14 protein-coding genes are annotated in these 14,921 nt (G+C 56.4%); 7 read left to right on the top strand and 7 right to left on the bottom strand.

Annotated elements, in window-relative coordinates; all coding sequences use genetic code 11:
• Positions 1-52 precede the first annotated feature (52 nt).
• Positions 53-994 carry a LysR family transcriptional regulator gene (locus tag CLV83_RS05150; RefSeq protein ID WP_132288442.1) on the top strand — a complete coding sequence of 314 codons (942 nt, stop codon included), beginning with the start codon at positions 53-55 and terminating at the stop codon, positions 992-994.
• A gap of 14 nt (positions 995-1,008) precedes the next feature.
• Here the strand turns inward: CLV83_RS05150 and CLV83_RS05145 are convergent, their stop codons facing one another.
• Positions 1,009-1,515 (bottom strand): GNAT family N-acetyltransferase, encoded by a 507-nt coding sequence (locus CLV83_RS05145; RefSeq protein WP_132288439.1) that lies wholly within the window; start codon positions 1,513-1,515, stop codon positions 1,009-1,011.
• Positions 1,516-1,717: 202 nt separating this feature from the next.
• Between CLV83_RS05145 and CLV83_RS05140 the strand changes: the two genes are divergently transcribed.
• The gene (locus CLV83_RS05140) at positions 1,718-2,767 is read left to right on the top strand and encodes a serine hydrolase domain-containing protein (protein ID WP_243642280.1); all 1,050 of its coding nucleotides are present in this window, start codon (positions 1,718-1,720) and stop codon (positions 2,765-2,767) included.
• A gap of 25 nt (positions 2,768-2,792) precedes the next feature.
• Here the strand turns inward: CLV83_RS05140 and CLV83_RS05135 are convergent, their stop codons facing one another.
• The 4 genes from CLV83_RS05135 to ppsA all read right to left on the bottom strand — a co-directional run bounded on the left by CLV83_RS05135 (position 2,793) and on the right by ppsA (position 7,712).
• Positions 2,793-3,623, bottom strand: coding sequence for a CvfB family protein (locus CLV83_RS05135; protein WP_132288436.1), 831 nt, complete (start codon positions 3,621-3,623; stop codon positions 2,793-2,795).
• 81 nt (positions 3,624-3,704) lie between these two features.
• A complete protein-coding gene (locus CLV83_RS05130; protein WP_132288433.1) occupies positions 3,705-4,931 on the bottom strand; it encodes an NAD(P)/FAD-dependent oxidoreductase in 1,227 nt (408 codons plus the stop codon).
• A complete protein-coding gene (locus CLV83_RS05125; RefSeq protein WP_132288430.1) occupies positions 4,928-5,251 on the bottom strand; it encodes a 2Fe-2S iron-sulfur cluster-binding protein in 324 nt (107 codons plus the stop codon). Before CLV83_RS05125 ends, CLV83_RS05130 begins: the two co-directional genes overlap by 4 nt.
• Positions 5,252-5,375: 124 nt before the next feature.
• The gene (ppsA, locus tag CLV83_RS05120; RefSeq protein ID WP_424399120.1) at positions 5,376-7,712 is read right to left on the bottom strand and encodes a phosphoenolpyruvate synthase; all 2,337 of its coding nucleotides are present in this window, start codon (positions 7,710-7,712) and stop codon (positions 5,376-5,378) included.
• A 254-nt stretch (positions 7,713-7,966) separates the two neighbouring features.
• On the opposite strand from ppsA, the gene ppsR reads away from it, so the two are divergent.
• Positions 7,967-8,785, top strand: a complete 819-nt coding sequence (ppsR, locus tag CLV83_RS05115) for a posphoenolpyruvate synthetase regulatory kinase/phosphorylase PpsR (protein WP_132288424.1) — start codon at positions 7,967-7,969, stop codon at positions 8,783-8,785.
• A gap of 2 nt (positions 8,786-8,787) precedes the next feature.
• Here the strand turns inward: ppsR and CLV83_RS05110 are convergent, their stop codons facing one another.
• Entirely contained in the window at positions 8,788-9,249 is a 462-nt protein-coding gene (locus CLV83_RS05110) for a GNAT family N-acetyltransferase (RefSeq protein ID WP_132288421.1), read from the bottom strand.
• Between the two features lie 85 nt (positions 9,250-9,334).
• Between CLV83_RS05110 and CLV83_RS05105 the strand changes: the two genes are divergently transcribed.
• Complete coding sequence (locus CLV83_RS05105) at positions 9,335-9,907, top strand: DUF2889 domain-containing protein (protein WP_132288418.1); 573 nt, start codon at positions 9,335-9,337, stop codon at positions 9,905-9,907.
• Between the two features lie 18 nt (positions 9,908-9,925).
• On the top strand, positions 9,926-10,471 hold the full coding sequence (locus tag CLV83_RS05100; protein WP_132288415.1) for a hydrolase: 546 nt from the start codon (positions 9,926-9,928) through the stop codon (positions 10,469-10,471).
• A 38-nt stretch (positions 10,472-10,509) separates the two neighbouring features.
• Here CLV83_RS05100 and dsbD read toward each other — a convergent pair whose 3' ends face one another.
• A complete protein-coding gene (gene dsbD, locus CLV83_RS05095; RefSeq protein ID WP_243642279.1) occupies positions 10,510-12,381 on the bottom strand; it encodes a protein-disulfide reductase DsbD in 1,872 nt (623 codons plus the stop codon).
• Positions 12,382-12,645: 264 nt separating this feature from the next.
• Here dsbD and CLV83_RS05090 point away from each other — a divergent pair, with 264 nt between their 5' ends.
• On the top strand, positions 12,646-13,713 hold the full coding sequence (locus CLV83_RS05090) for a 3-deoxy-7-phosphoheptulonate synthase (RefSeq protein WP_132288409.1): 1,068 nt from the start codon (positions 12,646-12,648) through the stop codon (positions 13,711-13,713).
• 74 nt (positions 13,714-13,787) lie between these two features.
• On the top strand, positions 13,788-14,678 hold the full coding sequence (locus CLV83_RS05085; RefSeq protein ID WP_243642278.1) for a DMT family transporter: 891 nt from the start codon (positions 13,788-13,790) through the stop codon (positions 14,676-14,678).
• The last annotated feature ends 243 nt before the right edge of the window (positions 14,679-14,921 follow it).

Below are 14,921 nucleotides of genomic sequence, written 5' to 3'. Positions count from 1 at the left end.
GATGCAAAATCCGCATTTATCATTCAAACGATATATTTCTATTAATTAATCGATGAATACGAATAATATCTCGATTCGCCAGCTGCAGGCTTTCGTCGAGGTCGCCCTCAACGGTAGCTTCACCCGCGCCGCCGAGGGGTTGCACCTGACCCAGTCCACTCTGACCGCCCAGATTCAGCAGCTCGAGGACCAGGCGGGACTCAAGCTGTTCGACCGCACGACTCGCCGCGTACTGCTCACCGCCGAGGGAGAGCGCTTTCTACCGGTGGCCGAACGCCTGCTGTCAGATTTTAATACGGCGATGACCGATCTCCAGTCCCGCGCCGAGTTGAAAGAGGGCCACGTCAGCCTGGCGGGCTCGCCCTCGGTGGTCACCCGACTACTGCCAACCGCCCTGCCGCTGTTTCGCCAGACTCATCCCGGTATCCGCGTGCATATCCGTGATGACAGCGCCGGTAGCCTGGAACAACGAGTGCTCAACAACGAAGTCGACTTTGCCATCGCCGGCAACCATTCCCAGCAACCGGACCTGGAATATGAGCCGATACTGCGTGACCGTTATGGTCTGGTGGTCACCCGGCATCACCGCTTGGCCAACGCAATCCAGCTCGACTGGTCCCAGGTACCCAACGACGAACTGCTGCTGTTAAGCGGTGATACGGGGATTCGCGCCCAATTGGAGCGTTTCAGCGCCAGCGGCCAGCTAAGTATCAAACTGGATGATGCCAAAATCGAGGCAACCAACCCCGCCGGGCTCGCTGCACTAATCGCTCAGAACCTGGGCGTATCGGTGCTGCCTGCGCTGGCCGCCGATACCCATTCCTTTGAACAGCTACGCTTTATTCCGCTGCTGCAGCCGCAGCTGGAGCGGGAGATCTGTATTATCACCCGCCGCGGTCGAGCGCTGAGTCCAGCCGCCGCGGCGCTGCTGGCCAGCATCAGTGAGCAGCTTTTGCAGATGAAGCTCCCGGCAGGCGTGCAGGTGTGTCGCTGAACAGCCGATCAATCTCAGGGGTGAGTGAGGATTTTTTGATAAAACGCCAGGTCCAGCCAACGGCCAAATTTGAATCCAGCCTGACTGAGCGTACCCGCGTGGCTGAATCCAAACTTCTCATGCAATGCGATACTGCTTAGATTCTCAGCATCGATCACGCCAACCATCAGGTGATACCCCTGCTGTCCGGCATGTTTGATCAGCTCCATCAGCAATCTCGAAGCCACACCACGACCCCGACAATCGCTATCGATGTAAACCGAATGCTCCAGGGTAAACCGGTTGGCGGCGTAGCCACGAAAACTGCCGTAAGTGGCGAATCCCATCAACCGCCCGCTTTCATCATCGAAGGCACCGATCACCGGGAAAGCGTTTTCCGCTTTACTCGCAAACCAGTCGCGCATGTTATCCAGCGTTCGCGGCTCATAATCATAGAGAGCCGTTGAATTGACGATGGCGTCGTTCAGAATCGCAAGAATCTGCTCGCCTTCAGTCTCGAAACTACAATCGGAAATCTGCATACCCTGGCCCCTGAATCACATCATCACGGGTATTAAGTCACAGCACGGAAAAGCGGTAAATCCCGAAGAATCCGTGACAACCATCACTGCGTAGATCAACTGATCAAGAACTAACGCAACATTGGTACTGTCACTAAAACTAAGCGTTTTGGATAACAGCAAGTCGACCCACCTCTCAACTGACAGGAGTCTTCATTTGTTAGTGGATAGACAGATAAAGAGCAGTAACAGCAAATCCTTGAGCCAGCGTGTAGCAGTGATACTGGCAGGCGCGTTGCTATGTGCGCAGGCTTCCGCCGCCAGTGCCGCTCTGTCGGACGAGCAGCAACTGTTGCAACAGGCCGAACAGTTCCCGGCGATGCGCACTCTGCATATCGCTCACAAGGACGAACTGATACTGGCGACGGGTCTTCATGGCGGTAACCCGGACGCCCCGGCCAATATCAAATCCGCCTCCAAGCTGCTGATGTCCGCTATGGTTGGTGTGGCAATCGAGCAGGGATTGATTGAGTCGGTGCACACACCGGTCTCGGAACTGTTACCCAACGAGCTGCCAACCAAACCCGACCCTCGACTGCAGCAACTGAATGTTGGCCACCTGCTGTCGATGCAGGCGGGGCTTGAACGCACCAGCGGGCAGAATTACGGCCGCTGGGTGAACTCCGCTAACTGGGTTCGTTATGCGCTGTCACGCCCCTTCGTGGATGAACCCGGCGGCGAGATGCTCTATTCCTCCGGCAATACCCATATGCTCTCGGCGATCATCATGGATAGATCGGGCCACTCCACGTACCGCCAGTTCAATGACTGGTTTGCCGGGTCTGGCGCACGCGTCAGTAGCTGGATCACCGATCCCCAGGGTATTCCCATGGGCGGTAACCAGGTCAGCATGACGCCGGCATCACTGCTGGAGTTTGGCGAGGTCTACCGTCGCGGCGGCGTGACTGAAACTGGGGAAAGGATTTTGCCAGAAGAGTGGATCGCGGCAAGCTGGCAACCGCGGACGCAGTCGATCTACACCGACGACGAACACGGCTACGCCTGGTTCCTGCGTGAACTGGGAGGCTACCAGGCGTATTACGGCTGGGGTTACGGTGGGCAGATGCTCTATGTGGTGCCTGAGCTCGAACTGACCGTGGTGATCACCTCAGACACCAGCAACCCTTCAGGCCGCTCGGGTTACGCGCGTTCGCTGCATCGCTTCGTCAGCGACGAGATCATTCCCCGTATCGAAGCCCAGCAGGAAAGCTGACCGTTCCAGCCTTACGCTGGCCCTATCAAGCGACCAGGTGAATCCCTTCCGGGTCCTGCTTGATACGGCCCGCCTTCATCAGCGAACCGATCGCCATCTTGTAGGCTTTCTTGCTGACACCGAAGGTTTCACGGATAGCATCCGGGTCACTCTTGTCACCCAGTGCACAATGACCGTTATTGGCTTCTAGATAATCCAGGACCTTCTGCGCCAGCGGGTCGACACGGGCGTAACCCGGTTTATCCAGCATTACGTCGATCTTGCCATCCGGCAGCAGCTGCTTGATAAAGCCGCTCATCCGCTGACCCGGTTTAACCTCACGGAACAGATCCTGGTGATGCAGCAGACCTTCATAACGGTGATCGATAATCACCGGGTAACCAAGGTCGGTACGGCGTGCGATCAGCAGCTCAACCAGCTGACCCACCTTGAGATCGGTCGGATTCTTTTCGATAAAGCGGTCGGTCTTGGCCGAGGCGGCAATACGTTCGCTGTTATCGATATAGATGAAGACCGTGCACCACTCTCCCACCGTCAGAGGTCGCAGCTGCTCGGCGAAGGGCAGGAACAGCTCTTTCGGCATGCCCCAGTCGAGAAAGGCACCAACCTTGTTCACGTCGGTGACGCGCAGGCGGGCAAGCTGCCCTACCATCGCCCGCGGCTTGCGCGTTGATGCGACCATGTAATCGTCAGAGTCCAGGTAAACAAACACCTGCAGGCTGTCGCCCAGGCGAGTATTTTCCGGCACCTCTTTTTTCGGCAACAGGATACCGCCGGCGTCGCCGCCATCGAGATAGACACCGAAGTCCACTTCGCGAATAACCTTGAGCCTGTTGAGTTGTCCGAGTTCGATCACGATCTTGTCCTGAGGTCTTAGGCCCGCGGCTAAAATGCCGGGAGCGTTGAAAAGCGATGCGCGGACGTTACCGGCAGCGGATCACGAAGGCAAGGCGCTACGCAGGTTAAATTCGGGATTGGTAGCATCATCCGGTAGCGGCGAGGCACCCGCCTTCAATAACTGGCGTGCCAGCATATGGTCAGCCGGCGCATTGATCGACTCTACCGCAACCAGTCTGCGCTGGGCGTAACAAAATACCGAGAAACGCTCCGCGTGTTCATCGCCACGAATCACCTCGAGATCATGGCCCTGGGCAATACCGGCGATCTGCAGTTTCGCCTCGTATTGATCACTCCAGAACCAGGGCACCGCGTCGTAAATACCCTCTTCGCCCATCAGCGTGGCGGCGACCCGTTTGCCCTGTTCAACCGCATTCTGGATCGATTCCAGATGGATCGCTTCGCCGCACAGCGGATGGTTAAAGCGGGTGCAATCTCCCGCCGCGAGAATATCTGGGTGCGAAGTTACGCCTTGCTGATCGACCAGCACGCCATCGGCGCATGCAAGCCCGATGCTTTCGGCAAGATCGGTATCAGGTTTCACACCTATACCCACCAGTACCAGATCTGTCTCAAGAACCTCGCCGTTTGCCAGTCGAACGCCACTGACGCGGTTATCGGCAGTACGTATTTCAGCCACCTGCTCGCCCAACCTGAAAGCGACTCCCTGATTCTCATGCCGACGCTGAGTCCAGTGCGCAACCGGCAAACTTGCTGAGCGCGCCAACAGCTCCGAAGAACGATTCACCAGGGTGACATCCAGACCTGCCAGCGCAAGCGCGGCAGCGCCTTCCAGGCCGATATACCCACCGCCGATAACAACCGCACGCCTGGCGCTGCGCATCGCGCTTTTCAACGCTTCGGCCTGCTCACGGTTTTGTAGGTAAACTACACCCTCAGCATCGGCGCCAGGAATCTCCAGCTTTTGCAGGCGGCTGCCGGTGGCCAGCACCAGTTTGTCCCAGGGGAGCGTTGCGCCGGATTTGAGTTCAAGGCGGTGAGCGGAGGGATCGATGGAGATAACAGGATCAGCAGCGATCAGACGAATATCGTTGTTACGGTAAAACTCGGCGTTACGCTGCAACAGCCGGGCCTCGTCCCACTCGCCCTTCAGGTACTGCTTTGACAGTGGCGGACGTTGATAGGGTAAGCCCGCCTCGGCACCGATCAGGGTAACGGCACTCTGATACTTCTTGCGCCGCAGCTGTTCGGCAACGCTGACGCCGGCATGTCCGTTACCCAGGATAACAACGCCGGCTTCGCTCATATCTGGGTATCCGGCGTCTGAATAACCATGCCTTCGAACTCGGCCTTGATCTCTATCTGGCAGGAGAGCCGGCTGTTGTCACGACGCTCGGCCGCCGCGCAATCGAGCATCTCATCCTCATTGCTGCCCATGGGCTCGAGGCGATCAATAAATTTCTCATCGATATAGACGTGACAGGTGGCGCAGGTGCAGGACCCGCCGCACTCCGCTTCTATCCCATCGACACCGTTTTGAAACGCCGCCTCCATCAGACTCCAGCCTTCCGGCGCAGCGACTTCCCGCTCTGCTCCACTGGGTTCCACGAAGATCAGGTTGACCATTGACGACTCCATTCTCAAAAAATAAGGCGGTCCCCCGTTAGAGTGACCGCCTTAACATATAGTTGGCTGCTTGGGCTTGTCCAGCTCGGACCCTGAGCCCTGGCAGCCTTTCAGGTTGCGCTGATCAGGCCGGTGTTTCGTTCGCCAGGAAGAACCAGGTGTCGAGCACGGAATCCGGGTTCAGCGATACGCTGGAGATTCCCTGTTCCATCAGCCAACGGGCCAGATCCGGATGATCGGAAGGACCCTGACCGCAGATACCCACGTACTTGCCCTGCTTGCGGCAGGCTTCGATCGCCATGGCGAGCAGTCGTTTGACTGCGTCGTTACGCTCATCGAACAGGTGCGCGATGATGCCGGAGTCACGATCGAGGCCCAGTGTCAGCTGGGTCAGGTCGTTGGAACCGATGGAGAAACCATCGAAGTGTTCCAGGAACTGATCCGCCAGCAGTGCGTTGGACGGAATCTCGCACATCATGATCAGGCGCAGACCGTTCTCGCCACGCTTGAGGCCATTGCTCTCCAGCAGATCAACCACCTGCTTGGCTTCGCCCGGCGTACGCACGAACGGCACCATGATCTCAACGTTGGTCAGGCGCATTTCGTCACGGACGCGTTTCAGTGCACGGCATTCGAGTTCGAAGCAGTCACGGAAGTCGTCAGAGATGTAACGCGCAGCACCGCGGAAGCCCAGCATTGGGTTCTCTTCACCCGGCTCGTAGCGATCGCCGCCGATCAGGTGGCCATACTCGTTGGACTTGAAGTCCGACATACGCAGGATCACCTTCTTCGGATAGAAGGCAGCGGCCAGGGTGGAAATACCCTCAACCAGTTTATCGACGTAGAAGTCTACCGGGCTTGCGTAACCGGCGATGCGGCGCTCGATGATCTGCTTGACGTCACGTGGCTGATCATCAAAGTTGAGCAGCGCTTTCGGGTGCACGCCGATCATACGGTTGATGATGAACTCAAGGCGGGCAAGACCGACGCCTGCGTTCGGCAGCGCCTGGAAATCGAAGGCGCGGTCCGGGTTACCCACGTTCATCATGACGTGGAACGGCAGCGACGGCATCTGCTCTACGGAGTTGGTCTGGTGTTCAAACTCCAGCTGACCTTCGTAGGCACGACCGGTATCACCCTCGGCACAAGAGACAGTCACAACCTGACCGTTCTGCAGACGTTCGGTGGCATCGCCACAACCAACGATCGCCGGGATACCCAGTTCACGGGCGATAATCGCCGCGTGGCAGGTACGACCGCCACGGTTGGTAACGATAGCGGCAGCGCGCTTCATAACCGGTTCCCAGTCCGGGTCGGTCATATCGGTGACCAGCACGTCACCCGGCTGCACTTCGTGCATCGCTTCAAGGCCGCTGACGATACGAACAGGGCCTGCGCCGATACGGTGACCGATGGAACGGCCTTCGACCAGGATCTTGCCCTTCTCTTTCAGCAGGTAGCGTTCGATAACGGTGGCGTTACCCTGGCTGCGGACGGTTTCAGGACGTGCCTGAACCACGTAAAGTTCACCGTCATCGCCATCTTTGGCCCATTCGATATCCATCGGACGGCCATAGTGTTTCTCGATGATTACGGCGATACGTGCCAGCTGCTCGACGTCGGCGTCATTGATACAGAACTTCTGGCGATCGGCCATCGGTACATCGACAGTCTCTACCGCTTTGCCGGCACTGCCGTCATCGGTGTAAACCATCTTGATCGCCTTGGAACCCAGGGTACGGCGCAGAATCGCCGGAGTTCCCTGAGCCAGGGTCGGTTTGTACACGTAGAACTCGTCCGGGTTCACGGCACCCTGAACCACGGTTTCACCCAGACCATAGGCCGCGGTGATAAACACAACGTGGTTAAAGCCGGATTCGGTATCCAGCGTAAACATAACGCCGGAAGCGCCAGTTTCACTGCGTACCATCTGCTGAATACCTGCAGACAGGGCGACATCAGCGTGAACAAAGCCCTTGTGTACGCGGTAGGAAATAGCGCGGTCATTATAAAGAGAGGCAAATACTTCCTTGATAGCGTGCTTGATGTTGTCCAGCCCGCGGATGTTGAGGAAGGTTTCCTGCTGACCTGCGAAAGATGCATCGGGCAGGTCTTCTGCGGTAGCGGAAGAACGTACCGCTACGGAAATATTGCTGTTATCACCGGACATCTCCGCATAAGCGGTGTTGATAGCGTCTTCAAGTTCCGGCTGAAACTCAGCGTCCATGATCCAGCCACGGATCTGGCTGCCGGTTTCGATAAGCGCGCGGGTATCGTCCGCATCCAGTGCGTCCAATGCCGCATTGATCTTTTCGGACAGTCCACCGTGATCGAGGAAATCACGATAGGCCTGGGCGGTAGTGGCGAACCCTCCGGGCACCTTGACGCCGGCATCAGCAAGGTTGCTGATCATCTCACCAAGGGAAGCATTCTTGCCGCCTACCTTGTCCACATCTCCCATGCCTGACTGGTCCAGGCGCAGTACATATTGCTGCAAAGCCGTTACTCCTGAAATTGAACGTCAACCTGAATAATTCTTGTTATTGTGTTTGAAGGATTGGATGATACTGCACCTGAAAACAAAAATCGCCGGTTTGGCAAAATGTAATTTCACTACAAAACTTCGCCGATTCTGCGTCCAAAATCCCCGTTATGTGCGAAAACGGGTAGTATAAATTCGAGTCACTTTTAGCCCAAAACCAGCAAGAAGCCAGCATGAAACGTACCGCTTTCTTTATCTCCGACGGCACCGGCATCACCGCCGAAACTCTGGGTCATAGCCTTCTTTCGCAGTTTGAAGCGATCCGCTTTCACAAAATCACCCTGCCTTATATAGACACAGTCGAGAAGGCAAGACTCACGGTTGAAAAGATCAACGCCGCCTGCGAAGCCGATGGCGAACCGGCCATCGTACTCGACACTATCGTCGATGAAGATGTCTCCGCGGAGCTGGCCAAAAGCAACGGTTTCAAGATCGATGTGTTCTCCACCTTTCTCAAACCGCTAGAGCGCGAACTGAAAACCCACTCCTCTTATACAGTGGGTAAATCACACGCGATTATTGAGATGAATCGTTACAAGGACCGTATCGATTCCGTGAACTTTGCGCTGGATAATGATGATGGAGCCCGTACTCAGCAGTATGACCGGGCGGATATTATTCTGGTGGGAGTATCACGCTGCGGCAAAACACCCACCTGCCTCTATATGGCATTGCAGTTTGGTGTACGTGCGGCGAACTATCCGCTGACAGAGGAAGATCTGGAAAATCCGAAGATGCCGGATGTACTGCAGAAGTATCGGCACAAGCTCTACGGCCTGACCATCGACCCGTTCCAGCTGGCCGCGATCCGTCATGAACGCCGACCCAACAGCCGCTACTCCTCACTGGACCAGTGTGACTTCGAGGTACGCACGGTGGAGCGTCTGTTCCAGCAGCAGGATCTGCCGTTCATCAACACCACCAACTTTTCTATTGAGGAGATCTCCACCCGTATTATCGCCGCCAAGGATCTGATACGGCGGGTCAACTGAGATCACTCCGGGCGGTATTCCATATCGATATGCGGAATACCGTCCTCGTCATACACCGCGCTGATGGTATTGAACCCAAGCGCTGTATAAAACCGCTCGAGATGTGCCTGGGCACCGATTTTAATTCCGTTTTCGGGCCAGCGCTCGAGACAGGCATTGATCGCTTGCTGCATCAGTGTGTTGCCTAAGCCACTACCACGCGAATCTTCGCTAACCACCACCCGCCCGATCTGCGCACGCACCTCTTCGCCTTCCGGCGCGAAAAGACGAGCTCCCGCAACCAGGCTGTCTCCAGAAAAGCCGAGTAGATGCAGCGCTTTAGCGTCACGTCCGTCAATATCGGGATACGCACAGTTCTGCTCAACGATGAATACCGCCTGCCTCAGCTGCAGCCACTGCACCAGCAGCGAGGCATCGAAACGGGAAAAAGTCAGCAGTTTCCATTCAGGTTGAGTTGCAGCCATCGGTCTCAGTTTCCTCTATTCACATCTGAAAAAATGACATGTCTCTGGCATAATTCTCGTTTTGCGCCGCACAACAGGAGTAGCCATGCCTTTATCAACGCCTACCGCAAGGACTCTGTCGCATACCCGGCGAGTGACCTGCCACGGCTATAAACGGGCCGATGGGCTATGGGACATTGAAGCTCATATGATAGACACCAAGACTCACGACTTGGAACTCTATGAGCACGAAAACGGCATCCTGCCCGCAGGCGAGGCACTGCATGAAATGTCGATCCGCATCACGGTGGATCTGGACCTGAATATCCTGGACGCGGAAGCGGTAATGGACAACCACCCGCTGCGGATCTGCCCATCCATCGCTGAGCGCTACAAGCTCCTTAAAGGGCTGCAGATTGCGCCTGGCTTTACCCGCAAAACCAAAGAGCTCTTCGGCGGCACCTCAGGCTGTACTCATCTGCTGGAACTGCTTGGCCCGTTAGCGACCACGGCTTTTCAGTCAACACATAAAGAGCGCGAAGCCGCCATGGAAGAATCAACAGGTAGCGCCCCGCCGCCAGTACTGAACGGATGCCACGCGCTGGCGGAATATTCCCCGGCAGTGAAGGAGCACTGGCCCCAGTATTACAATCCGCAACCTGGCGAAAAAAATAACTAAAATCACCTGAGGTTCGAGATGCTAATTCAACCCAATAACAGCTGCCTGCTGGTCGTGGATATTCAGGAAAAGTTAGCACCGGCGATCCAGGAGCACGAAACCATCCTGGAAAACGCCTGCTGGCTTACCGATATCGCCAACCGCCTGCATATTCCGGTGCTCGCCAGCGAACAGTATCCCCAGGGTCTGGGTGAAACGCTTGAGCCTTTGCGTCACCGCATCCCCCGTGAACAGACCTTTTCCAAGCTGGCGTTCGCCTGCAGTGACGATAGTGCCTGCGCAGACGCACTCCAGTCCCTGCGCAGCGAACAGGTGGTGATTATCGGCATGGAGGCGCATGTCTGCGTACTGCAGACCGCAATGCGACTCGAGCAGGAAGGGCGTCAGGTGTTTGTGGTACGTGACTGCATAGGATCACGCAAAGCCGAGGACAAGAACGCCGCGCTCGAGCGTCTGAGAGATAATGGTATCGAAATCGTGACCCGGGAGATGGTTGCGTTCGAATGGCTGCGCAAGGCGGGCACCGAACGTTTTCGGCAGATCAGCCGCGAGTTTCTGCGCTAAGAGTAAAAGCCGTTAGCGCAGAAACACAGGACGCAGTTTTAAAGCGTAGCGATGGTCTTGAGGAACACCTCGGGCTCAATCACTCCTACCATCGCCATGGCCGGCCTCTCCTGGCCATCCACATCATGGAACACCAGCACCGGCGGACCGAATACCTGGTAGCGCTGATTCAGTGCTTTGGAGTCAGCATCATTCGCGGTGACATCCACCTTAATCAGCTCGAACTCCGCCAGCCGCGCCTGGACAGCAGGATCGGCGAAGGTCACATATTCCAGCTCGACACAGCTGACACACCAGTCGGCATAGAAATCCAGCATCACCGGGCGATCGACTGCAGCCGCCTGTGCCAGCATCGGTTCCAACTGGGACAGGCTGGTGACTGTTTTAAAGTCCAGCTGCGAGCGCATCTGCCCCTCGGCCACAACCTGCCCTGTACCCTGCTGGGCAACAAGGCCCTGCAGCGGGAATAGCAGGTTACGGCTACCGGAAAGCACGCCAACGATCAGCGCGATACCGTAGACCGCGAGAATGATACCCGCCCCCTTCCACAGTCGATGCCAGCCGTTACTATGCTCACCGAGGCGCTCGAACACATTCAGGTAGACAGCACTGATAATCAGGATCACGCCCACCAGCGCCATGGTAATCTGCACCGGCAGGATGCGATCAAGCATCCAAACCGCCATCAACAGCAACACCACACCGAAGGCGGCCTTAACACCTTCCATCCAGACACCCGCCCGCGGCAGCAAACGTCCCGCCGACGCGCCTACCAGCAAGAGCGGCAGTCCCATACCGATAGACAGAACGAACAGCGCGGCGCCACCTAGCACCGGATCACCACTCTGACCGATATAGATCAACGCGCCGGCCAGTGGTGCTGCCATACAGGGCCCAACGATCAGCGCAGACAAGAAACCCATCACTGCCACACCGGTGATGGAACCACCCTTCTGATGGGAGCTGACTTCGCTGACGCGAGACTGCAGCGCCTTGGGCATCTGCAACTCATAGAACCCGAACATCGATAGCGAGAGTGCGACGAACAAACCGGCGAACAGCGATATAACCCAGGGGTTTTGCAGCGCAACCTGTATATTCGCGCCAAATAGGCCGACGATAATTCCCGCCACCGTATAGGTGAGCGCCATCGCCAGAACATATATGAAGGAAAGGAAGATAGCGCGCCCGGTGGATAGACGATGGCCGTGCCCGACAATAATCCCGGACAGTATCGGTATCATCGGAAAGACGCAGGGGGTTAATGAGAGCGCGAGACCCGCAACGAAAAACGCACCCAGCGTCACCGCCAACGAAGCACCACCAAGCAGACTGGCAAAATGGGCCTGCTCGCTGACCGGCACTGCCGGATTATTACTATTAGCAGAAGCCGAGCTGTCGCCTCCGGCCGAAGGGTCACCATCGACCCAGCGCAGCCCGCTGGCCTGAACCAGATCGGCTACATCCACCTTTTCATTCACCGGCGGGTAGCAGATGCCACCTTCCCAGCAGCCCTGATAGCTCACATCCAGGGTGCCTTCGGTGACACCATTAACGCCACCGAGCAGCAGACTGATCCGAGCTTCGTCGTAATAAACCTCAACCTGCCCAAACAGCGGATCATCCTTGGTGACCGATTCCGCATTACGCCGATCGACCAGATCCACACCCTCGCCCGGCGTTACGCTTACCTTGTCTCGATAGAGGTAATAATCCGGCGGCACCTGCCAGACCAGGTCAAAGCGACCGGGGCTCACCGCCTCGATACGCATCTGATACGCCTCATCCACGGGAAGCGGCTGGTCCTTGCTACCTCCGACGCTGTCGAACAGGCCAGCACTGGCCGCGCCCGGCAAAACGAAAGCAAAGCAGAACAGGAATTTAAGACAGGTAAGCAATAAACTACGCAAGATAATGTTTCCCAGAGCCAGCCAACTCAACATGAACAGACAGGCCGATAAAAAATACTGTCACTACGACCACACAGAACCGACAGGGTTCAGCGTAGACTTGCGCATTCTATCACTCTGGCGATCTGGCCCACACCCTGACAAAATGACGCAGGCTTCAGAAAAGCCACACCTTTTCTGTCTCAAACTTGCGTTAAATATGATAAATATAAGCCCTTGGCGTGATATGGACGCCACTCTCAGCAATGCCCTCAGGACAAGAAGATGACCGATAAACGCGTAGAAGACCTAAATGTAGAATCCACAACCGCGCTTGTTACCCCTGACGAGCTGAAAAAGAAGCTGGCTATCAGTGATGCCGCAGCCAAAACGGTTATGGAAGGACGCCAGGTGATCCGCGACATTCTGGATCACAAGGACAAACGTCTGCTGGTTGTAGTCGGCCCCTGCTCAATCCACGATCCGGAAGCAGCACTGGAATATGGCCGCAAGCTCAAAGCCCTCGCCGATGAGCTCAAAGACAGCCTCTATCTGGTCATGCGTGTTTATTTTGAGAAGCCACGTACAACCGTCGGCTGGAAAGGCCTGATCAACGACCCGCACATGAATGACTCTTTCGATATCGAAGAGGGTCTGCATATCGCGCGTAAACTGTTGATCGATCTGTCCGAAATGGGTCTGCCACTGGCCACCGAAGCGCTGGATCCGATCTCCCCGCAGTACATCCAGGACCTGATCAGCTGGTCCGCCATCGGTGCGCGTACCACCGAGTCTCAGACCCACCGTGAGATGTCTTCCGGTCTCTCCTGCGCCGTCGGCTTCAAGAACGGTACAGACGGAAGCCTGGACGTGGCGGTTAACGCCATGAAATCGGTCAGCCACTCGCACAACTTCCTCGGGCTCAACAACGAAGGCCAGGTGGCGATCATCCGTACCCGTGGCAACGCTTATGGCCACGTTGTCCTGCGTGGCGGTAACGGCAAGCCAAACTATGACTCTGTCAGCGTCAAGCTGTGTGAGCAGGCACTGGAGAAAGCCGGCCAGAGCCAGAACATCATGATCGACTGCAGCCACGCGAACTCAAACAAGGACCCCGCGATTCAGCCGCTGGTCGCCGAGGATGCCGCCAGCCAGATCATGGAAGGCAACCGTTCCATCATCGGCCTGATGATCGAGAGCAACCTGGGATGGGGCAGCCAGTCTATTCCGGAGCGTCTGGAAGAGCTCAAGTACGGTGTATCCGTCACCGATGCCTGCATCGACTGGAAGACCACTGAAGCGTCACTGCGCGATCTCTCCGCCAAACTGGCTGACGCACTGAAGAAACGCTAAGCCGATTCCAGCCCGGGAGGAGTTCCACGCTCCTCCCTTCTCTTATCTCTGTCTCTATTCTTCCCGAGGCATCTATGCAAATGGATCCTGCTCGCAACCACGGGCTGGCACTGGCCGTGACCGGTGTTTTTATTCTCAGTTTTGACGCCCTGCTTATCCGCCTCGCCAACGCCGGAGGCCTGGAAGTTTCCTTCTGGCGTGGCTTTTTCGTCTTGATCGCTACCGGGACCATCTGCTGGTTCCGCCGTCACTCTATGACCTGGCCCGACACTCGACGTCTTTGGCTGATGGCCCTTGCTATCTCTGTGCTATACGGCGCTAACTCGGTACTCTTCGTACTGTCCGTCACGCACACCCATGTGGCCAATACCGTGGTGATACTGGCCAGCGCGCCGCTCTTTGCTGCTGCCATCTCCTGGCTGTTTTTCCGCGAAAGCACGCCCAGACGCACGCTGATATCGATTATCTGCGCCATTATCGGCGTACTGGTGGTCTTTTCCGCATCTATTGGCCAGCCCGGACAGCTCGGAGACTTTCTGGCTTTGATCCTCGCCGTGGGCATGGCAACCATGCTGACACTGTTGAGGCGTGCCCCCACCCTTCCCCGACTGCCGCTGCTTGCTGCCGCCGGACTGGTTACGCTGCTGATCAGCGCGCCCTTCGCGGCTCCTTTTGAGCTTAGCTCTGCGAGCCTGAGTTGGCTTGCGCTGATGGGGCTGGTGCAGATTCCGATCGCCTCGCTACTGATTTTCAGCGCAAGTCGCCATCTACCCTCGCCAGAAGTCAGTCTTGTTTTACTCATCGAAACGGTGATGGGCCCGGTTTGGGTCTGGTGGGTTCTGAGTGAGGAGCTGCCTTCGCGCACCCTGCTCGGAGGTGCTTTAATTCTGGGGGCTATCGCGGTGAATTCGTTTCTATCCTTGCGCAGCTATCGGGCGGGAAAGGCTCGATCTAAAGCCTGTTGAACGCTATAACAGTTGAGTTAAATTCATCGTAAGTTGAATTAACCATCATTTGTCGAAAAGCAACTTAGACTTTAGCATTACAAGTGTTCGGAAGGGGGTGTGCATCCTGTCGTTGTTGTTGGGGTACACGCGCTGATGCAAGGATTCATACTCCACACACCCTTCCGGTTTTTTGCTTTTCCTTGCGTTATCTCTAGTTAGTTATCGTACTGCCGCACCTTTTTGTGCGGCATTTTTTTGCCT

This window comes from Marinobacterium mangrovicola, assembly GCF_004339595.1.
Lineage (GTDB): Bacteria > Pseudomonadota > Gammaproteobacteria > Pseudomonadales > Balneatricaceae > Marinobacterium_D > Marinobacterium_D mangrovicola.
The sequence above is the reverse complement of the archived record's forward strand: the minus strand, read 5'-3'. Positions and strand labels throughout refer to the sequence as shown.

What these genes read in the sequence shown, in the direction of transcription:
- CLV83_RS05150 (WP_132288442.1), top strand. Translation starts at nt 53, where the DNA reads ATGAATACGAATAATATCTCGATTCGCCAGCTGCAGGCTTTCGTCGAG.
- CLV83_RS05145 (WP_132288439.1), bottom strand. Translation starts at nt 1,515, where the DNA reads ATGCAGATTTCCGATTGTAGTTTCGAGACTGAAGGCGAGCAGATTCTT.
- CLV83_RS05130 (WP_132288433.1), bottom strand. Translation starts at nt 4,931, where the DNA reads ATGAGCGAAGCCGGCGTTGTTATCCTGGGTAACGGACATGCCGGCGTC.
- CLV83_RS05125 (WP_132288430.1), bottom strand. Translation starts at nt 5,251, where the DNA reads ATGGTCAACCTGATCTTCGTGGAACCCAGTGGAGCAGAGCGGGAAGTC.
- ppsA (WP_424399120.1), bottom strand. Translation starts at nt 7,712, where the DNA reads ATGGGAGATGTGGACAAGGTAGGCGGCAAGAATGCTTCCCTTGGTGAG.
- ppsR (WP_132288424.1), top strand. Translation starts at nt 7,967, where the DNA reads ATGAAACGTACCGCTTTCTTTATCTCCGACGGCACCGGCATCACCGCC.
- CLV83_RS05110 (WP_132288421.1), bottom strand. Translation starts at nt 9,249, where the DNA reads ATGGCTGCAACTCAACCTGAATGGAAACTGCTGACTTTTTCCCGTTTC.
- CLV83_RS05105 (WP_132288418.1), top strand. Translation starts at nt 9,335, where the DNA reads ATGCCTTTATCAACGCCTACCGCAAGGACTCTGTCGCATACCCGGCGA.
- CLV83_RS05100 (WP_132288415.1), top strand. Translation starts at nt 9,926, where the DNA reads ATGCTAATTCAACCCAATAACAGCTGCCTGCTGGTCGTGGATATTCAG.
- CLV83_RS05090 (WP_132288409.1), top strand. Translation starts at nt 12,646, where the DNA reads ATGACCGATAAACGCGTAGAAGACCTAAATGTAGAATCCACAACCGCG.
- CLV83_RS05085 (WP_243642278.1), top strand. Translation starts at nt 13,788, where the DNA reads ATGCAAATGGATCCTGCTCGCAACCACGGGCTGGCACTGGCCGTGACC.